Origin of the sequence: Parapusillimonas sp. JC17, from assembly GCF_052180245.1 — a bacterium.
Classification (GTDB): Bacteria; Pseudomonadota; Gammaproteobacteria; order Burkholderiales; family Burkholderiaceae_B; genus Parapusillimonas.
Window position 1 is genome coordinate 3,619,123 of record NZ_CP197474.1, and the last position, 18,191, is coordinate 3,637,313.

Genomic DNA, 18,191 nt, shown 5'->3' on the forward strand with positions numbered 1-18,191 from the left:
AATCTCCTGCGGTTGGTTTTTTTTGGGGGGGTCAGTACGTCGGCACGCGCCACTCGTAGCGGCCGACGCCTTCCTCATCGGTCCAGAGCGGAACCGCTCGGCCGATGACGGAATCTGCGGGGATGGGTCCGAAATAACGGCCGTCGAGGCTGTCGCGGACTTCCCAATTCATGAGGAAAAGCTGGTCGCCGCCGATGACGCGGCAGCCCTTCCAGACGGGCAGATCGCGACCGAGGCTGTCGCGCTCCAGCGCCTCGCCCATCTCGATCCCGTCAACCGTGATCGTGCGGCCGGCTCGGCAAACCCGCTGTCCGGGCAGGCCCAAGACGCGCTTCAAGAGCGGGACGCCTCGCGCGATATAGCCGCGCTCGACCATGAAGCTGGCGAGCGGTTCGGGCGGCATGATGGCGACCAGCTCGGGCACGTCGATCCGGTCTGCCGGCTCGACGGTGTAGAACCCGACTGGCGCGCTGGCGGTGGCGTTCCATATGAGTTTCGTCGGCGTCTTGACCGCGCTTGCGGCGGCGATGCCGATCACCGCCAGCGCCGTCACCGTAAGGGTGCGGCGGCGCGTCATGGCTCGATCCTTCGACGGTGAAGCCAAGCGGCATGTCGCTCAGGCGTGTAGGCGTGCGGTTCCAGATTGGCGGTCAAACGGTTGTGGACGTGCCGCCAGTGATCCGGCGAGGCGTCGGCCGGATCGAGGCCGAGCGCATCCACGGCGTCGATAGCTACAAGCGCACGCTGCACCTTGGGCCAGCCGTCGAGGCGCAACAGGATTTCGCCACCGGGGCGCACGAAGGGCAATGTCTGGAACGGCTCGCCGCGCCCGATGGCGCGCACAATGTCGATGCGCGAAATGACAGTGCCGTGCTCGCCAGATGCCCAACGGACGAAGGCGAAGACGCTGCCCGGCGCGAAGCCGACGACGCTGCGGCGGCGGTCGATGATCTGCTCGTAGCTCTTGCGGCCGAAGCGTATCCAGTGCTCGACCTTGCGTTTCTCGAAGGTCAGCTCGACCAATGTGGTGAAGGGCGCAGGTCCGTCCGGCAGCGGACGGCCGTGCGCGCTGCGGTGGGCGCGACGGGTCATTGTTCGTCTCCGGGGATGTGCTGGGGGCTGCGCGGGCACAGCGCGTCGAGCGCGGCCCTCATGGCTCGCCCCTTCGGGCAGAACCGGCACCACGCTTCGCCTGCGCGCGCGTCAAAGAAAAAGAGTTAGATTCTCTGTTAGATAAGTTAGCGGTCGGATTCCGCGTTTCAGGCCAAAGCGTTAGCTGCGGTTCGTGCGCCTGATCTGCCGATAGTGCTGCGCCTGATGTGCCGATACCCCGTGCGCCTGATCTGCCGATGGCATTAACAGGGTTATCAACAGTGCCTGTTGATGAGCTTTCGGGGCGGATGCGCAGCAGTTCGCGGTCGTCTTCCCGCTCGATCTGGAGCAGGTAGCCGGGAAGTTGCTGGCGGGCCGCGATCCGGCGCAGGTCGAGCGCGAAGTCGGACGGCCGGGCGAGGCTGCCGGATTTCTGGTGGAGGTGCGCGACCTCGAAAACCCAGCCGTGGCGCTGGTGCCCGGCGTGCTTTCGGGCGACGCGGTAAAGCCATCGCTCGATGCCGCCAGTCAGGCGGAAATAGGCCGGGTCGATGGTCAGGACCAGCGAACGGTCGATGACGCTGTTGTAGAACCATTCGGGCAGGACGAACTCCATGCCCTCGACGCGGCCGGCGCGCGTCGTCATTTCCTCCCACTCGTTGATCCATGAGAATTGCCGGCGACGCCAATGCGGGCCGTTGCGGATGGTGGTGGCGATGACGGTCGATTGCAGCCGCGCCAGCGCGGCTTTCAGAAGCCGGTATTGATGATTGCCGGTCGGCCGCCCGATGGCGCGCAACAGATGGTAAGGCGTAAACCGGACAAAGCGCGAAGTGGTGAGGCCGTTGTTCTCGGCCGCAACGATCTGCGAGGCCGCCCATATCAGCACATCGGCGTCCCATATGGTCGCCATGCCGTGCTCGGGCATCCCGAACACCTGCACCTCTATGTCGGCGGCCTTGTAAAGAATCGGCTTGGTGCGCGGGGTCTTCGCCAGCGAGAAGAACGGCCGTTCCATCAAGTCGCGCTGGTCGCGCGGCGGCGCGTCGCCGGTTGCGACCACGAAGGGGTCTAGGCGGCTACGCTCGCTGTCCTCGGTCGGCTGTGCGGGATCGTGGTCGTCCTCGCGCAGCATCTAGCAGTCGCCCCGTTCTTCGGGCGTAAGCGGACGCGCGGGAAAGACGGTGCCGGCGGTCTTGTCGCGGGTGGATTTGCGCTCGCCCGCCGCGCTCCAGTCTTCCAGATCGCGGACGGTGTAGAGGACGCGACCGCCGACTTTGCGATAGGTCGGCCCGGTGCCATAGGTGCGATGCTTCTCAAGGGTGCGGATGGATATGCCGAGGAAGCGCGCGGCTTCCTTGGTGCGCAACAGGCGCGGCGGCAGGCCCGCAAGTGGGTTGGGCATGGATCACCTCCAGTCGGGATTGGGCTGCCGGGGGCGGCAGCGGACTGTGGCGAACCATGGCGAGGGATCGGCGGCGCGTAGCGTGCCGCATTTGCGCCTATGCGCTGGCGGCACCCCCTTCGGGGCGGTGCGCGGCCAATAGATGAGGGATTTCAGCGGCTCATTGCCTGCTGCGCCGAAAAGCCAGAGACATTCCCACGCGGTTCGGTTAAGAATCGCAGCGGAGCAGACGCGCTGCTCTGGGGCGTAGTAACCCCTCACGAATGGCCGGTGCCAGCCAGAACGGCACCAACTCCTTGACCTATGGTCGGGGAGCCTGTGGCGTATACAACAGGCTTTCCGAGCTAAAGGCCATGGGGCCGTTTCGTGACGGTTACTAACTCCCCGATCACCAAGAGTCAGAGAGAATCGTTTGCGGGGGCGCACCGCAGACAAAGCTCTCTCGGATACGGGGAATGACTATGCGGGTTCCCGTCGAACTCGATCCAGATGTGGACGATGAAGCGCCGACCGGCGACACCATAACCGTCTATGACGAACAACATTACGTCACATATCTGCGTTTGCTGGATGCGAAGGCCGAGGGCGCGGACTGGAAGGAAGTCGCGCGGATCGTGCTGCACCGTGATCCGGCCGCTGAGGAACTGCTGACCCGCCGTTGCTGGCAAAGCCATCTCGAACGCGCGCAATGGCTATCGCGTGAAGGCTATCGGAAGATTCTGGAGCAGGCGGCAGCCAATAGGGCGTGAGGTCGATGGCCGTGCCCATCAACGCTTGTCGGGCTTGATCGGATAGTGGAGCAGAAGGCGATAGCCCCCGCGCATCATCTTGATGCCGTGCGCGACCAGGCGGCGGGCTTTGTTCTTGCGCGGATCGCTCTCGAAATCCTCCTTCGTGCCGCGAAAGCCGAGCAGGACTTCAGCGATGGTGCGATAGCTTTCGCCGCGCAACCGCGCGTCAAGCGCGCGCAGGGTCAAGATATGCCATTGCCGGAGTTGGGCAGGCACGGCTCGGAAATCAGGACCGGGCGCGCGACCGTTGAGGGACCGCCAAAATCGGCGGGCCGCGTGAGCACGCAGTTCCAGAAACGAATCCATCGGCAACGTGACGGCGTAGAATGCGGCGGCATCGGGCACGGCATCGGGCAGCCAGAATTGATGCGCGACGCCATCCACCTGCCAGATGCCGTGCCAACCATCGGCGGCGCGGCGCAAGTCAAGGCCATCGAGATGCGCCAGCGTCAATATTGGTTCGGTATCGCCGTTCTTGTGATCGACCGGCGACAACATCACCGCTTGCGGGTGAAGATTCGGATTCCAGATCGGCGATTGCGGGTCATGCTGCGCGTCGGGATCGCACGGGAAATCGCAAGCCCCAGCGATGTGCAAACATTTCGAGGTCACTGCCGGTCGGTTCCCCGGTCCTAGCGATGGTCTCGAAGTCCTGACGATAATCGTCATTCCGGCGCAGGTATTCCCAAGCGAAACCGGCGGCCGGAATTTGCTTCGCGTGTCTGTATGCCGCCGGCAAACGCCAGTCGATGCTTAGCATGGCGTCACCTCTCAAAGCCGGGGCGCGCGAGGCTGCGCCCGGACAAGAGAGATTCAAGTATCTATTCAAGTAATATAAGATGCTCAAAGCAGATATATTGATCATCTAACGCGATCAATATTGGTTATTTTCTTCTTAACACTATCTCGTTGAGTTTTACAGTCGTCGCCCGCATGTGCGAGCAAGCGACCGGCCTTCATCTGCTGGAAAACACATGGACCTCATCATGTGCGGTCTCTACGGTGAAAAGGTCGCCACTCATTTCAGCGTCTCGCGCCATTGCCTGCCAATCGACATAGTAGCGTAGCGCCTCGGGAATCGTGATGCTCTCGGTGGTCAGTTCCTCCATGTAATCGGCGAGACTGCCAAACTGACCATGATAGCAGTCCTGCAAGGCGGTTTCGGCTTGGTCCATGTCGCCGATGAACTGCTCCAGCAAGCCCGCGCCGAGTGCGCCATGCTCTGAGATGAAAGCGCCTATACGCGCCACGGTGTCGATGCCGGCATATTCGCTGATCGTGATGCCCTCGAAGCCTTCAAAGTCGTGGATGGCGTATTCCTCTGCGTGCGCGATGGGGGACCGTGCCAGCATGGTCACAATCTTATCCCTGATTTGGTCCGCGTCCTGATCCGCGTCGATCCAAGCCCCATGCAGATAGCCGCTATTGTAGGCGGCAAGGCAGGCCACATAGATGCGGGGGCTGCTCTCGGATATGTTGGTCATGTCTCTGATCCTCGGGTCTGAAGGTCAGCGAAGCGGAACGCCGCGCCTGACCTTCTGGCCGTCGCCGAGACTGGGGTAGCAACGAGCAAGGGCGACCGGGGTGGAGGGGGATCACCCGGCATGCACAAGCCCCTCGGGGTGCGGAAGGCTGGGGATGCCGCCCCGGACGGTTCCACTTACCTTGCTGGCGCGAGGGCAAGGCCCTTAGCAAAATTGTTGAGGATCGCGCGGCGGCGGCCGTGCCGGCCCGGAGGCGAACGCGCTTCCACATTGCGCTGTAGAGAGCCGGAGGGCAGCGAGTGGCAAAGCCACGCCACCACCTTTTCTCCGTCGCAAACATCCTGCAACAGACTGAACAGAAAGGATATTTCAGCGGTTCAAACGGCATCGAGCCAGTTCCGCGCCAATGGGGAGACTTCGGCCCTCCCCAAATCCCATCGACAAGGAAGCGTTCCTGCTCCCATTGACCCATAACCGAGGAGCTTTCGAGCTCCTCTGGACACTCCCGGTCAACCCTGAGCGGATTGGATGCCTTCAGGAGTTTCGCGCTCTGAACCATGGCCGAGCAACCAACAGGCGGATATTGACCTTTTGCTTCAGGGAGTCTCGATGCTATTCTAGGACACAGGGGGAGTGTCAAAGTGTTCATACATCGCGTCGTTATTCAAAATTACCGCTGCCTAAAAGCAGCGGATGTCATAATGAACGACAATCTAAACGTGATCGTCGGAAACAACGAATGCGGAAAATCTACGCTTCTTGAAGCCGTTCACCTCGCGTTGTCCGGTCAGCTCAATGGCCGACCGCTTGTGGTGGAGATGCACCCGTATCTGTTCAATCTCGACCTTGTACGCAAATACATCGATAGTCTAGCAGCAGGCGAGAAACCACACCCCCCGCACATCCTCCTTGAGGTTTATCTCGCCGACGACCCGAACCTGACTAAGCTCAAGGGCGATCACAATTCGCTTAAAATAGACCGCCCCGGCGTATCGCTCAGCATTGAGCTTAATCCATCACATGCCGAAGACTTCATTCAGTATGTCAGCGATCCCGCAGAAATTCGCACCGTTCCGATTGAATATTATCGTATCGTATGGCGCAACTTTGCAGGCAACGACATTGCCCACTCTCGCGACATTCCACTTCACGCGAGCCTCATCGACGCCAGCACGCTCAAGAACAATGCTGCCGCAAGCAGGTATGTCGTGGACATTGTTAAAGAGAGCCTGTCGGCACAAGAAAAAGTCGATCTTGCTCTCACTTATCGTCTGATGAAGGACCGCTTTCTGGAGCAGCCCAAGGTCAAAACAATCAATGACGCGCTTGCTCTAAAAAAAGGGAAGATCAGCGAGAAAACCATATCTGTTTCGCTCGACACGTCGGCCCGTGCGAGTTGGGAGGCAGGGGTAATGCCCCACCTCGACGACATTCCGCTCACGCTTGTCGGCAAGGGTGAGCAGAACGCCGTCAAGATCAAGCTCGCGATGGAGACGTCCGCCAAGTCCCACATCATCCTGATCGAAGAGGCGGAAAACCATCTCTCCTACGCCAGCCTCAACGAGTTGATCGGGCATATTTCCGCGAACGCGGGCACGAGACAGATTTTTATTACGACCCATAGCAGCTTTGTGCTGAACAAACTGGGCGTAGAGTCGGTGCTCCTGTTCCAGCGAGGCAGCGGCGTTCGGCTTTCTGATTTAGCAAATACGTCAACACAAGACTATTTCATGAAGCTGCCGGGCCACGACACGCTGCGTCTTATTCTCGCTAAGCGGTCCATTTTGGTCGAAGGCCCATCCGACGAGCTGATTGTGCAGCGCGGCTACCAAAAAAAGCACGGAAAGATGCCACTGGAAGATGGAGTCGACGTGATTTCCGTCAACTCCCTCGCCTTTAAACGCTTTCTCGAAATTGCGGTTCTGCTAAAAACCGAGACCGATGTCGTGACCGACAATGATGGCAGCGTGGCCGGGCTGCTGGCGAAATATGCTAATTACCTCACCTCGGATGTTGTCAAAATCCGGTACGACACGGACGAGACGGCCAAGACCCTTGAGCCACAGCTCGTCAAAAAGAACGGGCTGACAACCATAAATGCGGTACTCGGCAAGACTTTCACCGACGAAGCGAGCGCCATCGAATACATGGTCAAGAACAAGGCAGATGTAGCCTTGAGGTTCTTCGAGACCACCGTGGATTGGTCCGTGCCGGACTATATAGCCGATGCCATCCGCTAGCCGCATCGTTATAGCCGCCGCCGGCGGCGGCAAGACCACCCGCGTCGTCGATCAGGCGCTAGGTGCTGACACAGGCATTACGGCGCTTGTGACATACACGCGGAATAATATCCGCGAGATCGGGCTCAAGATGCATGAACGCTCAAGGGCGATCCCTCCGCATGTCGAGGTGATTTCGTGGTACACGTTCCTCTTGCATGAACTGGCCCGCCCCTACCAGTCAGCAATGCACTCCCGCAGGATCGATGGATTTTTTTGGACCGAAGGAAAGTCGGTCATTTATGCGCCGGAGGCCAACACGGCAGCACATTATTTTTCCGATGGCCGCCTAATCTACTCCGATAAAATCTCGAAGTTCATCTGCGCGTGCGACGCCAAATCCGTACCCCTCCGGTGAAGGCCGCCTTGTTCGGCTGAGCCCATCGGCGATCCTGGACTCTTAAGTGCGGTCTTAAGACCGGTCATAAGAGCAGGCGTGAGAGCGGATGAGCCAGATCACCCTCCTGACAGGTCCGGAGCGGCGACGTCGCTGGACGGATGAGGATAAGCGCCAGATCCTGGAGGAGGCTTTCGGGCCAGGCGGCAATGTCGTCGATGCAGCGCGCCGACATGATGTCTCGAGCGGGCTGATCTACACTTGGCGCGCCAAGGCGCGGGCATCGATGATCCCAGGCTTCGTCGAGGCGGTCATCGCCGAGGAGTCCGTGGTGACCGACGCCGGCGGGGGAGCGGTGATCCAGGTCGAGCTGGCTTCGGCGCGGGTGAGCATCAGCGGAACGGCGTCGCCGGTCCTGGTCGACGTGGTGCTGCGGGCCCTGCGATGATCCCGATGCGATCTGGCGTGCGGGTATGGCTCGCCACCGGCCATACGGACATGCGCAAAGGCATGCAGGGCCTGACCTTGCTCGTTCAGGAGCACCTCAAGCGCGATCCTCATGGCGGAGATCTCTACGTCTTCAGGGGGCGTGGCGGTGGCCTGGTGAAGATCGTCTGGCACGACGGCATCGGCCTGTCGCTCTACGCCAAGCGGCTGGAGCGAGGGCGTTTCATCTGGCCGGCGACCGAGGGCGGGGCCGTGTCGCTGACGATGGGCCAGCTCGGCTATTTGCTCGAAGGGATCGACTGGCGAAATCCCCAGCATAGCTGGCGTCCGACGAGCGCCGGCTGAGTGAAAAAAGATTGGCGAGACTGCATTTTGGGGCGCCACAAGCGACGCAAATTATGATTCAATTCTCGCCATGGAAGTCATGGCCGCCCCCGTTCCGGACGACGTCGCAGCGCTGAAAAGGGCGCTGGCGGCGGCCGAGCTGCGGGCCGACCAGGCTGAGGCAGGGGCTGTCCGAGCGGAAGAGAAAGCGACCCGAGCGGAAGAGAAAGCCGCCCTGGCCGTCGCCGAGGCGGCGGCCGCCAAGGCCGACCGCGCCGAGGACCAGGCGCTGATCGCCCACCTGCAACTGCAGATCGCCAAGCTGAAGCGTGAACGCTTCGGCGTCACGTCAGAGCGCAGCAGCCGGCTGCTGGACCAGCTCGAGCTGCAGCTGGAGGAACTGGAAGCTTCGGCGACCGAGGACGAACTGGCGGCCGAGAAAGCCGTCGCCCGCGCGACCACGACGGTGAAGGGGTTCGAGCGCAAGAAGCCTTCCCGCCAACCCTTCCCGGAACACCTGCCGCGCGAGCGGGTCGTGATCGAGGCGCCCACGGCCTGCGCCTGCTGCGGCGGGTCGCGCCTGTCGAAGCTGGGCGAGGACGTGACCGAGACGCTGGAAGTGATCCCGCGCCAGTGGAAGGTGATCCAGACCGTGCGGGAGAAGTTTTCCTGCCGCGACTGCGAGACCATGGCCCAGGCCCCGGCGCCCTTCCATGTCCTGCCGCGGGGTTGGGGCGGACCGAACCTTCTGGCCATGATCATGTTCGAGAAGTTCGGCCAGCATCAGCCGCTGAACCGCCAGGCCGAGCGCTACGCCCGCGAAGGCGTGCCGCTGAGCCTGTCCACCCTGGCCGATCAGGTCGGCGGCGTCACCGCATTGATGGCGCCGCTGTTCCACCGCCTCGAGATCCATGGCTTCGCCGCCGAGCGGTTGCATGCCGACGACACGACCGTGCCGATTCTGGCCAAGGGCAAGACCGACATCGGTCGGCTCTGGACCTATGTGCTGGACGACGCGCCGTTTGGCGGGACGGGGCCGCGGATCGCGCTTTTCTACTATTCGCGCGACCGCAAAGGCCTTCACCCCCAGGGCCACCTCAAGAACTGGAGCGGCGTGCTGCAGGCCGACGCCTATGGCGGCTACAACGAGCTCTACAAGCAGGGGCGGCCGCCCGGCCCTATCCTGGAGGCGGGCTGTTGGGCGCACGCCCGACGAAAGTTCTTCATTCTGGCCGATCTCGAGGCCGCCGCGCGTAAAAAGGCGCGCGGCGAGAAGCCCCAGGCCGTCTATCCCAAGGCCCTGGAAGCGGTGCGTTTGATTGACGCCCTGTTCGCCATCGAACGCGAGATCAACGGCAAGTCGCCGCTGGAACGTCTGGCTGTCCGCCAGGCGAAGAGCGCGCCGATTATCGCCGAGCTCGAAGTCTGGCTGCAGGAGACGCGCGCCCAGCTCACCCGCGACCACGACATCGTCAAGGCCGTCAACTATCTCACGCGGCGCTGGCCCTCCTTCACGCGTTTCCTCGAGGACGGCCGGGTCTGCCTGTCGAACAACGCCGCCGAACGCGCCCTCAGGGGCGTCGCTCTGGGTCGTAAGGCCTGGCTGTTCTGCGGCTCGGACCGGGGCGGGCAACGGGCCGCGGCCATGTACAGCTTCATCGTCAGCTGCAAGCTCAACGACGTCGACCCCCAGGCCTGGTTCGCCGACGTCCTGGCCCGCATCAACGATCTGCCGGCCAGTCGCCTCGATGAGCTGTTGCCGTGGAACTGGCGTCCCAAGGGCGTCAGCCTGGTCACGGCAGCGGTCTGATGGACGGTCCCCTTCCGCAAGAAAAGGCGCTCATCACCGCAGCCTGCCAACAGTTCATTGACGACGTACTGAAGCCGAGATTTCTTCGCGTCGTGCGCGCCACCGAGTTTAACTACCCGGTCGATATCCAGGGCAAATGGCACGGTGCCCGCTATCGCTTCATCCAGCGATATCGCTCTGGCTCAAGCGACAGTCTGGGAGCAGAGTTCGATGCCGCCTTCGTCCGTCTGGATTGGACTGGTCCCGACCGTTTCGACATCCAATGGCGTCGCCATACCGGATCCTGGATTCGCCTTTACCGTGGCAAGACGCTGGCCCAGGCCCTCAAGCAAATCGAGACCGACGAGATCCTGCAGCCGCTTTAGCTCGCCGCGGTCCTCACCGGATGGCTACCCAAATCCGGCGGTTCGGTGATGCGAAGGTTGCGGCAGCGGTTTGCCCATATCATCATCGACGAAATTCAGGACATGGCGGGCTACGACCTAGATTTGCTGGAGCTGATGCTCAGGTCGAACGTCAGGGTGACGTTCGTCGGCGATCACCGCCAAGCCACCTTTGCCACCAACAATGCTCCGAAGAACAAGGCTTTCCGAGGCCCGGCTATCATCAATAAGTTCGAAGCATGGAAGAAGGGGCTCTGTTGCAAAAATCGTGAAGCTTGAGCATGCTTGGCGGAGATTGGACGGACGGAACGATGACGGATTTCAAGTGGCGCCATTTCCAGGGTGATGTGATCCTGTGGGCGGTGCGCTGGTATTGTCGCTATCCGATCAGCTATCGCGACCTTGAGGAAATGCTGGCGGAACGCGGCATTTCGGTCGACCATACGACGATCTATCGCTGGGTCCAGTGCTACGCCCCGGAGATGGAGAAGCGGCTGCGCTGGTTCTGGCGGCGTGGCTTTGATCCGAGCTGGCGCCTGGATGAAACCTACGTCAAGGTGCGGGGCAAGTGGACCTACCTGTACCGGGCAGTCGACAAGCGGGGCGACACGATCGATTTCTACCTGTCGCCGACCCGCAGCGCCAAGGCAGCGAAGCGGTTCCTGGGCAAGGCCCTGCGAGGCCTGAAGCACTGGGAAAAGCCTGCCACGCTCAATACCGACAAAGCGCCGAGCTATGGTGCAGCGATCACCGAATTGAAGCGCGAAGGAAAGCTGGACCGGGAGACGGCCCACCGGCAGGTGAAGTATCTCAATAACGTGATCGAGGCCGATCACGGAAAGCTCAAGATACTGATCAAGCCGGTGCGCGGTTTCAAATCGATCCCCACGGCCTATGCCACGATCAAGGGATTCGAAGTCATGCGAGCCCTGCGCAAAGGACAGGCTCGCCCCTGGTGCCTGCAGCCCGGCATCAGGGGCGAGGTGCGCCTTGTGGAGAGAGCTTTTGGCATTGGGCCCTCGGCGCTGACGGAGGCCATGGGCATGCTCAACCACCATTTCGCAGCAGCCGCCTGATCGGCGCAGAGCGACAGCCTACCTCTGACTGCCGCCAATCTTTGCAACAGAGCCTCCGTCGCCATGCTCACCTCGCTTTGGTGCACACGAGTATTGAGCATAGTCGAGATTGGTGCAGATCACTTCTGATATTGAACTGTCAGGAGCTGGCTGCACAACAGCCATTACGCCCAATCAACTGGTGCAGTCGTCTTCTGAAAATGACATGCAGGGCGTGTCGCAAAACTTAGGACTTATGCGACGCTTACTGTCGTTTTCAGAAGACGGCTGCACTGAACGTCAGAAGCCGACTGCACTATAGCAGCGGAGGGGTTGGATCCATCAGGCAACGACGGGCTGCTGCCGGCCATCAGCGGACGCAGGGAGGACTTTCCGCAACCGGCCGTTCGATGCGGCACCGATGGCCTTCGCGCAGGGGTAGTGAATCCGCCAGGATTGACTTGCGCTGCCCTACCTCTCACTAGTGAGGGGCGGCAGCGCATCAAGCGGTGAGCGCACTCCGGCACCGCCAACTTTCAGCACATGCGTGTAAATCATCGTCGTAGAGACGTCGGAATGGCCGAGCAGATCCTGCACGGTTCGAATGTCGTAACCGCTGCGGAGCAAGGCCGTCGCGAACGAGTGGCGGAGGGTGTGCGGTGTGGCGGGCTTCGTGATGCCTGCTTGTTCTACGGCACGTTTGAAGGCGCGCTGAAAGGTCTGGTCATACATGTGATGGCGACGCACGACACCGCTCCGTGGATCGGTCGAATGCGTGTGCTGCGCAAAAACCCAGAACCACGGCCAGGAATGCCCGGCGCGCGGATACTTCCGCTCAAGGGCGTCGGGAAGCGCAACGCCGCTGCGGCCCTCGGCCTGGTCCTTCAGCCACCATGCCCGTGCACGCGACAGCTGCTCGCGCAGGCTGGGTGCCAAGCTCTCGGGTAACATCAAGGCCCGATCCTTGGAGCCCTTGCCCTCCCGCACGATGATCGTGCCGTGATCGAAATCCAGATCCTTGACCCGCAGTTGCAAACCCTCACTGATCCGCATGCCCGTTCCATACAGAAGCTGGGCGAACAAACGATGCTCGCCTTCCAGAAAACCGAGGATGCGAACCACTTCATCCGGGGTCAGCACCACCGGCAAGCGCCGCGACGGCCGAGGTCTTCCGATCTCCTGAAGCCAGGGCAGATCCGTGCACAGCACCTTGCCGTAGAAGAACAGCAAGGCCGCCAATGCCTGACGATGCGTGGAGACCGAAACCTTGCGCTCGTTCGCCAGCCAGGACAGAAATGCCTCGACTTCGCTGCTGCCCAAGGTTGCCGGGTGACGCACACCGTGGAAACGGATGAAGGCACGAACCCAGTGGACATAAGCCTGTTCGGTTCGTAAGCTGTAATGCAAGTAGCGTATGCGCTCACGCAACTGGTCCAGAACCTTGACCGAACGCAGCGGTGGTAACGGCGCAGTGGCGGTTTTCATGGCTTGTTATGACTGTTTTTTTGTACAGTCTATGCCTCGGGCATCCAAGCAGCAAGCGCGTTACGCCGTGGGTCGATGTTTGATGTTATGGAGCAGCAACGATGTTACGCAGCAGGGCAGTCGCCCTAAAACAAAGTTAGATGCCAGATTTGGCGTTGCGTATGCTCACAGAAAATCGATAGCCGCAAGACTGTTTTTGGCAACTCATAGCCACTACAATTTCTCCTTCATACCGTAGAGGAGATTGCGCGTGAAGAACTGGATATTTCTGGCTGTTGCAATCTTTGGCGAGGTCATCGCAACTTCCGCACTGAAGTCTAGCCATGGATTCACTAGGTTAGTTCCTTCCGTTGTAGTTGTGGCTGGCTACGGGCTTGCGTTCTATTTCTTGTCTCTCGCGCTCAAGTCCATTCCGGTCGGTATTGCTTACGCTGTATGGGCTGGGCTTGGCATCGTGCTTGTGGCAGCTATTGCTTGGATTTTCCATGGCCAAAAACTAGACTTCTGGGCGTTCATTGGCATAGGACTTATCGTCAGTGGCGTCGCCGTTCTAAACCTGCTATCCAAGGTCAGCGCACATTGACCGGGTTGGCATCTAACAATTCATTCAAGCCGACGCCGCTTCGCGGCGCGGCTTAATTCAGGCGTTAGGCATCACAAAGTACAGCATCGTGACCAACAGCACCGATTCCGTCACACTGCGCCTCATGACTGAGCATGACCTTGCGATGCTCTATGAGTGGCTAAATCGATCTCATATCGTCGAGTGGTGGGGCGGAGAAGAAGCACGCCCGACACTTGCTGACGTACAGGAACAGTACTTGCCAAGCGTTTTAGCGCAAGAGTCCGTCACTCCATACATTGCAATGCTGAATGGAGAGCCGATTGGGTATGCCCAGTCGTACGTTGCTCTTGGAAGCGGGGACGGATGGTGGGAAGAAGAAACCGATCCAGGAGTACGCGGAATAGACCAGTCACTGGCGAATGCATCACAACTGGGCAAAGGCTTGGGAACCAAGCTGGTTCGAGCTCTGGTTGAGTTGCTGTTCAATGATCCCGAGGTCACCAAGATCCAAACGGACCCGTCGCCGAGCAACTTGCGAGCGATCCGATGCTACGAGAAAGCGGGGTTTGAGAGGCAAGGTACCGTAACCACCCCAGATGGTCCAGCCGTGTACATGGTTCAAACACGCCAGGCATTCGAGCGAACACGCAGTGATGCCTAACCCTTCCATCGAGGGGGACGTCCAAGGGCTGGCGCCCTTGGCCGCCCCTCATGTCAAACGTTAGACATCATGAGGGAAGCGGTGACCATCGAAATTTCGAACCAACTATCAGAGGTGCTAAGCGTCATTGAGCGCCATCTGGAATCAACGTTGCTGGCCGTGCATTTGTACGGCTCCGCAGTGGATGGCGGCCTGAAGCCATACAGCGATATTGATTTGTTGGTTACTGTGGCCGTAAAGCTTGATGAAACGACGCGGCGAGCATTGCTCAATGATCTTATGGAGGCTTCGGCTTTCCCTGGCGAGAGCGAGACGCTCCGCGCTATAGAAGTCACCCTTGTCGTGCATGACGACATCATCCCGTGGCGTTATCCGGCTAAGCGCGAGCTGCAATTTGGAGAATGGCAGCGCAATGACATTCTTGCGGGTATCTTCGAGCCAGCCATGATCGACATTGATCTAGCTATCCTGCTTACAAAAGCAAGAGAACATAGCGTTGCCTTGGTAGGTCCGGCAGCGGAGGAATTCTTTGACCCGGTTCCTGAACAGGATCTATTCGAGGCGCTGAGGGAAACCTTGAAGCTATGGAACTCGCAGCCCGACTGGGCCGGCGATGAGCGAAATGTAGTGCTTACGTTGTCCCGCATTTGGTACAGCGCAATAACCGGCAAAATCGCGCCGAAGGATGTCGCTGCCGACTGGGCAATAAAACGCCTACCTGCCCAGTATCAGCCCGTCTTACTTGAAGCTAAGCAAGCTTATCTGGGACAAAAAGAAGATCACTTGGCCTCACGCGCAGATCACTTGGAAGAATTTATTCGCTTTGTGAAAGGCGAGATCATCAAGTCAGTTGGTAAATGATGTCTAACAATTCGTTCAAGCCGACCGCGCTACGCGCGGCGGCTTAACTCCGGCGTTAGATGCACTAAGCACATAATTGCTCACAGCCAAACTATCAGGTCAAGTCTGCTTTTATTATTTTTAAGCGTGCATAATAAGCCCTACACAAATTGGGAGATATATCATGAAAGGCTGGCTTTTTCTTGTTATCGCAATAGTTGGCGAAGTAATCGCAACATCCGCATTAAAATCTAGCGAGGGCTTTACTAAGCTTGCCCCTTCCGCCGTTGTCATAATCGGTTATGGCATCGCATTTTATTTTCTTTCTCTGGTTCTGAAATCCATCCCTGTCGGTGTTGCTTATGCAGTCTGGTCGGGACTCGGCGTCGTCATAATTACAGCCATTGCCTGGTTGCTTCATGGGCAAAAGCTTGATGCGTGGGGCTTTGTAGGTATGGGGCTCATAATTGCTGCCTTTTTGCTCGCCCGATCCCCATCGTGGAAGTCGCTGCGGAGGCCGACGCCATGGTGACGGTGTTCGGCATTCTGAATCTCACCGAGGACTCCTTCTTCGATGAGAGCCGGCGGCTAGACCCCGCCGGCGCTGTCACCGCGGCGATCGAAATGCTGCGAGTCGGATCAGACGTCGTGGATGTCGGACCGGCCGCCAGCCATCCGGACGCGAGGCCTGTATCGCCGGCCGATGAGATCAGACGTATTGCGCCGCTCTTAGACGCCCTGTCCGATCAGATGCACCGTGTTTCAATCGACAGCTTCCAACCGGAAACCCAGCGCTATGCGCTCAAGCGCGGCGTGGGCTACCTGAACGATATCCAAGGATTTCCTGACCCTGCGCTCTATCCCGATATTGCTGAGGCGGACTGCAGGCTGGTGGTTATGCACTCAGCGCAGCGGGATGGCATCGCCACCCGCACCGGTCACCTTCGACCCGAAGACGCGCTCGACGAGATTGTGCGGTTCTTCGAGGCGCGGGTTTCCGCCTTGCGACGGAGCGGGGTCGCTGCCGACCGGCTCATCCTCGATCCGGGGATGGGATTTTTCTTGAGCCCCGCACCGGAAACATCGCTGCACGTGCTGTCGAACCTTCAAAAGCTGAAGTCGGCGTTGGGGCTTCCGCTATTGGTCTCGGTGTCGCGGAAATCCTTCTTGGGCGCCACCGTTGGCCTTCCTGTAAAGGATCTGGGTCCAGCGAGCCTTGCGGCGGAACTTCACGCGATCGGCAATGGCGCTGACTACGTCCGCACCCACGCGCCTGGAGATCTGCGAAGCGCAATCACCTTCTCGGAAACCCTCGCGAAATTTCGCAGTCGCGACGCCAGAGACCGAGGGTTAGATCATGCCTAGCATTCACCTTCCGGCCGCCCGCTAGCGGACCCTGGTCAGGTTCCGCGAAGGTGGGCGCAGACATGCTGGGCTCGTCAGGATCAAACTGCACTATGAGGCGGCGGTTCATACCGCGCCAGGGGAGCGAATGGACAGCGAGGAGCCTCCGAACGTTCGGGTCGCCTGCTCGGGTGATATCGACGAGGTTGTGCGGCTGATGCACGACGCTGCGGCGTGGATGTCCGCCAAGGGAACGCCCGCCTGGGACGTCGCGCGGATCGACCGGACATTCGCGGAGACCTTCGTCCTGAGATCCGAGCTCCTAGTCGCGAGTTGCAGCGACGGCATCGTCGGCTGTTGCACCTTGTCGGCCGAGGATCCCGAGTTCTGGCCCGACGCCCTCAAGGGGGAGGCCGCATATCTGCACAAGCTCGCGGTGCGACGGACACATGCGGGCCGGGGTGTCAGCTCCGCGCTGATCGAGGCTTGCCGCCATGCCGCGCGAACGCAGGGGTGCGCCAAGCTGCGGCTCGACTGCCACCCGAACCTGCGTGGCCTATACGAGCGGCTCGGATTCACCCACGTCGACACTTTCAATCCCGGCTGGGATCCAACCTTCATCGCAGAACGCCTAGAACTCGAAATCTAACGTCCGTTCGGGCATCGAGGTCCATGTCGGGGTGGGACGGGCCCGTGGCTTCAAGATCACTTGCAGTCCGACCGCGATGTCTTGGTTGCGCGAGAGGTTGTCGATATCCTCCACTTCCATCATCAACCCTGGATAATGCCGCCGCCGTCATCGCCGCCGACGCCCGTGCCGGGCTTTTCGGGCCTGTCAGGCTTGCTCGGCCTTCAGCCTGCCTGGGCGAGATCTCCGGCGGACGGATTAACGGCGGAGCTTCGCCGCCTTTCGTGCGTGTGAAGGCCGAAGATAGTTCTCTCAGGCTCTGTTGCAAAAATCGTGAAGCTTGAGCATGCTTGGCGGAGATTGGACGGACGGAACGATGACGGATTTCAAGTGGCGCCATTTCCAGGGTGATGTGATCCTGTGGGCGGTGCGCTGGTATTGTCGCTATCCGATCAGCTATCGCGACCTTGAGGAAATGCTGGCGGAACGCGGCATTTCGGTCGACCATACGACGATCTATCGCTGGGTCCAGTGCTACGCCCCGGAGATGGAGAAGCGGCTGCGCTGGTTCTGGCGGCGTGGCTTTGATCCGAGCTGGCGCCTGGATGAAACCTACGTCAAGGTGCGGGGCAAGTGGACCTACCTGTACCGGGCAGTCGACAAGCGGGGCGACACGATCGATTTCTACCTGTCGCCGACCCGCAGCGCCAAGGCAGCGAAGCGGTTCCTGGGCAAGGCCCTGCGAGGCCTGAAGCACTGGGAAAAGCCTGCCACGCTCAATACCGACAAAGCGCCGAGCTATGGTGCAGCGATCACCGAATTGAAGCGCGAAGGAAAGCTGGACCGGGAGACGGCCCACCGGCAGGTGAAGTATCTCAATAACGTGATCGAGGCCGATCACGGAAAGCTCAAGATACTGATCAAGCCGGTGCGCGGTTTCAAATCGATCCCCACGGCCTATGCCACGATCAAGGGATTCGAAGTCATGCGAGCCCTGCGCAAAGGACAGGCTCGCCCCTGGTGCCTGCAGCCCGGCATCAGGGGCGAGGTGCGCCTTGTGGAGAGAGCTTTTGGCATTGGGCCCTCGGCGCTGACGGAGGCCATGGGCATGCTCAACCACCATTTCGCAGCAGCCGCCTGATCGGCGCAGAGCGACAGCCTACCTCTGACTGCCGCCAATCTTTGCAACAGAGCCGAAGAAGGCAGGACTAGTCTCGATTGACTACGAGAGCGAAACTTACCGCTGCAATCAGGCGCTTGC

The 18,191-nt window shown here is 60.1% G+C and carries 23 protein-coding genes and 1 pseudogene; 16 read left to right on the forward strand and 8 right to left on the reverse strand.

The genetic code is table 11. The annotated features are described in order from the left end of the window. Positions 1 to 31 precede the first annotated feature (31 nt). From ACSBPU_RS17490 to ACSBPU_RS17505, 4 genes and pseudogenes are all read right to left on the reverse strand, one after another. Entirely contained in the window at positions 32 to 604 is a 573-nt protein-coding gene (locus ACSBPU_RS17490) for a S26 family signal peptidase (protein ID WP_442593125.1), read from the reverse strand. Then, positions 574 to 1,092, reverse strand: coding sequence for a DUF2840 domain-containing protein (locus ACSBPU_RS17495; RefSeq protein WP_125902099.1), 519 nt, complete (start codon positions 1,090 to 1,092; stop codon positions 574 to 576). Before ACSBPU_RS17495 ends, ACSBPU_RS17490 begins: the two co-directional genes overlap by 31 nt. A 301-nt stretch (positions 1,093 to 1,393) precedes the next feature. After that, positions 1,394 to 2,227: pseudogene (locus ACSBPU_RS17500) on the reverse strand (replication initiator protein A); the annotation flags it as partial. Then, entirely contained in the window at positions 2,228 to 2,497 is a 270-nt protein-coding gene (locus ACSBPU_RS17505) for a helix-turn-helix transcriptional regulator (protein ID WP_018426335.1), read from the reverse strand. Positions 2,498 to 2,952: 455 nt separating this feature from the next. On the opposite strand from ACSBPU_RS17505, the gene ACSBPU_RS17510 reads away from it, so the two are divergent. Next, the gene (locus ACSBPU_RS17510) at positions 2,953 to 3,246 is read left to right on the forward strand and encodes a DNA -binding domain-containing protein (protein ID WP_442593126.1); all 294 of its coding nucleotides are present in this window, start codon (positions 2,953 to 2,955) and stop codon (positions 3,244 to 3,246) included. 18 nt (positions 3,247 to 3,264) lie between these two features. On the opposite strand, the gene ACSBPU_RS17515 is transcribed toward ACSBPU_RS17510, so the two are convergent. The 3 genes from ACSBPU_RS17515 to ACSBPU_RS17525 all read right to left on the reverse strand — a co-directional run bounded on the left by ACSBPU_RS17515 (position 3,265) and on the right by ACSBPU_RS17525 (position 4,772). Then, positions 3,265 to 3,900, reverse strand: a complete 636-nt coding sequence (locus ACSBPU_RS17515; protein ID WP_244519412.1) for a DUF2285 domain-containing protein — start codon at positions 3,898 to 3,900, stop codon at positions 3,265 to 3,267. Then, positions 3,833 to 4,153: a transcriptional regulator domain-containing protein gene (locus ACSBPU_RS17520; protein WP_342665076.1), complete on the reverse strand. Its 321-nt coding sequence runs from the start codon at positions 4,151 to 4,153 to the stop codon at positions 3,833 to 3,835. Before ACSBPU_RS17520 ends, ACSBPU_RS17515 begins: the two co-directional genes overlap by 68 nt. Positions 4,154 to 4,244: 91 nt before the next feature. Next, on the reverse strand, positions 4,245 to 4,772 hold the full coding sequence (locus ACSBPU_RS17525) for an antirestriction protein ArdA (RefSeq protein ID WP_029076836.1): 528 nt from the start codon (positions 4,770 to 4,772) through the stop codon (positions 4,245 to 4,247). Positions 4,773 to 5,473: 701 nt separating this feature from the next. Here ACSBPU_RS17525 and ACSBPU_RS17530 point away from each other — a divergent pair. From ACSBPU_RS17530 to ACSBPU_RS17565, 8 genes are all read left to right on the forward strand, one after another. Beyond that, positions 5,474 to 7,012 (forward strand): ATP-dependent nuclease, encoded by a 1,539-nt coding sequence (locus ACSBPU_RS17530; RefSeq protein WP_243637709.1) that lies wholly within the window; start codon positions 5,474 to 5,476, stop codon positions 7,010 to 7,012. Continuing rightward, complete coding sequence (locus ACSBPU_RS17535) at positions 6,999 to 7,409, forward strand: hypothetical protein (protein ID WP_442593127.1); 411 nt, start codon at positions 6,999 to 7,001, stop codon at positions 7,407 to 7,409. The genes ACSBPU_RS17530 and ACSBPU_RS17535 overlap by 14 nt, the downstream gene beginning before the upstream one ends. A gap of 88 nt (positions 7,410 to 7,497) precedes the next feature. Then, entirely contained in the window at positions 7,498 to 7,836 is a 339-nt protein-coding gene (tnpA, locus tag ACSBPU_RS17540) for an IS66-like element accessory protein TnpA (RefSeq protein WP_138141849.1), read from the forward strand. A 5-nt stretch (positions 7,837 to 7,841) separates the two neighbouring features. Beyond that, positions 7,842 to 8,180 carry an IS66 family insertion sequence element accessory protein TnpB gene (gene tnpB, locus ACSBPU_RS17545; protein WP_442593128.1) on the forward strand — a complete coding sequence of 113 codons (339 nt, stop codon included), beginning with the start codon at positions 7,842 to 7,844 and terminating at the stop codon, positions 8,178 to 8,180. A 79-nt stretch (positions 8,181 to 8,259) separates the two neighbouring features. After that, positions 8,260 to 9,969: an IS66 family transposase gene (gene tnpC / locus ACSBPU_RS17550; RefSeq protein ID WP_442598399.1), complete on the forward strand. Its 1,710-nt coding sequence runs from the start codon at positions 8,260 to 8,262 to the stop codon at positions 9,967 to 9,969. Then, positions 9,969 to 10,334: a DUF3024 domain-containing protein gene (locus tag ACSBPU_RS17555; protein ID WP_442593129.1), complete on the forward strand. Its 366-nt coding sequence runs from the start codon at positions 9,969 to 9,971 to the stop codon at positions 10,332 to 10,334. The genes tnpC and ACSBPU_RS17555 overlap by 1 nt, the downstream gene beginning before the upstream one ends. 48 nt (positions 10,335 to 10,382) lie before the next feature. Beyond that, on the forward strand, positions 10,383 to 10,631 hold the full coding sequence (locus ACSBPU_RS17560; protein WP_442598401.1) for a UvrD-helicase domain-containing protein: 249 nt from the start codon (positions 10,383 to 10,385) through the stop codon (positions 10,629 to 10,631). A 32-nt stretch (positions 10,632 to 10,663) separates the two neighbouring features. Then, positions 10,664 to 11,428 (forward strand): IS6-like element IS6100 family transposase, encoded by a 765-nt coding sequence (locus tag ACSBPU_RS17565; RefSeq protein WP_001389365.1) that lies wholly within the window; start codon positions 10,664 to 10,666, stop codon positions 11,426 to 11,428. A gap of 450 nt (positions 11,429 to 11,878) precedes the next feature. Here ACSBPU_RS17565 and intI1 read toward each other — a convergent pair whose 3' ends face one another. Further along, positions 11,879 to 12,892, reverse strand: coding sequence for a class 1 integron integrase IntI1 (gene intI1 / locus ACSBPU_RS17570; protein WP_000845048.1), 1,014 nt, complete (start codon positions 12,890 to 12,892; stop codon positions 11,879 to 11,881). Positions 12,893 to 13,142: 250 nt separating this feature from the next. On the opposite strand from intI1, the gene ACSBPU_RS17575 reads away from it, so the two are divergent. The 7 genes from ACSBPU_RS17575 (at position 13,143) to ACSBPU_RS17605 (ending at position 18,071) form a co-directional block, all read left to right on the forward strand. Further along, positions 13,143 to 13,475 (forward strand): quaternary ammonium compound efflux SMR transporter QacF, encoded by a 333-nt coding sequence (locus tag ACSBPU_RS17575; protein ID WP_032492097.1) that lies wholly within the window; start codon positions 13,143 to 13,145, stop codon positions 13,473 to 13,475. Positions 13,476 to 13,563: 88 nt separating this feature from the next. Continuing rightward, on the forward strand, positions 13,564 to 14,118 hold the full coding sequence (aac(6')-Ib, locus tag ACSBPU_RS17580) for an AAC(6')-Ib family aminoglycoside 6'-N-acetyltransferase (RefSeq protein WP_012695458.1): 555 nt from the start codon (positions 13,564 to 13,566) through the stop codon (positions 14,116 to 14,118). Between the two features lie 69 nt (positions 14,119 to 14,187). Further along, on the forward strand, positions 14,188 to 14,979 hold the full coding sequence (locus ACSBPU_RS17585; RefSeq protein ID WP_001206356.1) for an ANT(3'')-Ia family aminoglycoside nucleotidyltransferase AadA2: 792 nt from the start codon (positions 14,188 to 14,190) through the stop codon (positions 14,977 to 14,979). A gap of 163 nt (positions 14,980 to 15,142) precedes the next feature. Continuing rightward, positions 15,143 to 15,490, forward strand: a complete 348-nt coding sequence (locus ACSBPU_RS17590; protein ID WP_000679427.1) for a quaternary ammonium compound efflux SMR transporter QacE delta 1 — start codon at positions 15,143 to 15,145, stop codon at positions 15,488 to 15,490. Continuing rightward, complete coding sequence (gene sul1, locus ACSBPU_RS17595) at positions 15,484 to 16,323, forward strand: sulfonamide-resistant dihydropteroate synthase Sul1 (RefSeq protein ID WP_000259031.1); 840 nt, start codon at positions 15,484 to 15,486, stop codon at positions 16,321 to 16,323. The genes ACSBPU_RS17590 and sul1 overlap by 7 nt, the downstream gene beginning before the upstream one ends. 127 nt (positions 16,324 to 16,450) lie before the next feature. Then, positions 16,451 to 16,951 carry a GNAT family N-acetyltransferase gene (locus ACSBPU_RS17600; RefSeq protein WP_000376623.1) on the forward strand — a complete coding sequence of 167 codons (501 nt, stop codon included), beginning with the start codon at positions 16,451 to 16,453 and terminating at the stop codon, positions 16,949 to 16,951. Between the two features lie 355 nt (positions 16,952 to 17,306). Next, positions 17,307 to 18,071, forward strand: a complete 765-nt coding sequence (locus tag ACSBPU_RS17605) for an IS6-like element IS6100 family transposase (protein WP_001389365.1) — start codon at positions 17,307 to 17,309, stop codon at positions 18,069 to 18,071. Positions 18,072 to 18,191 lie beyond the last annotated feature (120 nt).

Coding starts and splice junctions, on each gene's coding strand:
- ACSBPU_RS17495 (WP_125902099.1), bottom strand. CDS start 1,092: ATGACCCGTCGCGCCCACCGCAGCGCGCACGGCCGTCCGCTGCCGGAC.
- ACSBPU_RS17505 (WP_018426335.1), bottom strand. CDS start 2,497: ATGCCCAACCCACTTGCGGGCCTGCCGCCGCGCCTGTTGCGCACCAAG.
- ACSBPU_RS17510 (WP_442593126.1), top strand. CDS start 2,953: ATGACTATGCGGGTTCCCGTCGAACTCGATCCAGATGTGGACGATGAA.
- ACSBPU_RS17520 (WP_342665076.1), bottom strand. CDS start 4,153: ATGATCAATATATCTGCTTTGAGCATCTTATATTACTTGAATAGATAC.
- ACSBPU_RS17525 (WP_029076836.1), bottom strand. CDS start 4,772: ATGACCAACATATCCGAGAGCAGCCCCCGCATCTATGTGGCCTGCCTT.
- ACSBPU_RS17530 (WP_243637709.1), top strand. CDS start 5,474: ATGAACGACAATCTAAACGTGATCGTCGGAAACAACGAATGCGGAAAA.
- ACSBPU_RS17535 (WP_442593127.1), top strand. CDS start 6,999: ATGCCATCCGCTAGCCGCATCGTTATAGCCGCCGCCGGCGGCGGCAAG.
- tnpA (WP_138141849.1), top strand. CDS start 7,498: ATGAGCCAGATCACCCTCCTGACAGGTCCGGAGCGGCGACGTCGCTGG.
- tnpB (WP_442593128.1), top strand. CDS start 7,842: ATGCGATCTGGCGTGCGGGTATGGCTCGCCACCGGCCATACGGACATG.
- tnpC (WP_442598399.1), top strand. CDS start 8,260: ATGGCCGCCCCCGTTCCGGACGACGTCGCAGCGCTGAAAAGGGCGCTG.
- ACSBPU_RS17555 (WP_442593129.1), top strand. CDS start 9,969: ATGGACGGTCCCCTTCCGCAAGAAAAGGCGCTCATCACCGCAGCCTGC.
- ACSBPU_RS17560 (WP_442598401.1), top strand. CDS start 10,383: ATGCGAAGGTTGCGGCAGCGGTTTGCCCATATCATCATCGACGAAATT.
- ACSBPU_RS17565 (WP_001389365.1), top strand. CDS start 10,664: ATGACGGATTTCAAGTGGCGCCATTTCCAGGGTGATGTGATCCTGTGG.
- intI1 (WP_000845048.1), bottom strand. CDS start 12,892: ATGAAAACCGCCACTGCGCCGTTACCACCGCTGCGTTCGGTCAAGGTT.
- ACSBPU_RS17585 (WP_001206356.1), top strand. CDS start 14,188: ATGAGGGAAGCGGTGACCATCGAAATTTCGAACCAACTATCAGAGGTG.
- ACSBPU_RS17590 (WP_000679427.1), top strand. CDS start 15,143: ATGAAAGGCTGGCTTTTTCTTGTTATCGCAATAGTTGGCGAAGTAATC.
- sul1 (WP_000259031.1), top strand. CDS start 15,484: ATGGTGACGGTGTTCGGCATTCTGAATCTCACCGAGGACTCCTTCTTC.
- ACSBPU_RS17600 (WP_000376623.1), top strand. CDS start 16,451: ATGGACAGCGAGGAGCCTCCGAACGTTCGGGTCGCCTGCTCGGGTGAT.
- ACSBPU_RS17605 (WP_001389365.1), top strand. CDS start 17,307: ATGACGGATTTCAAGTGGCGCCATTTCCAGGGTGATGTGATCCTGTGG.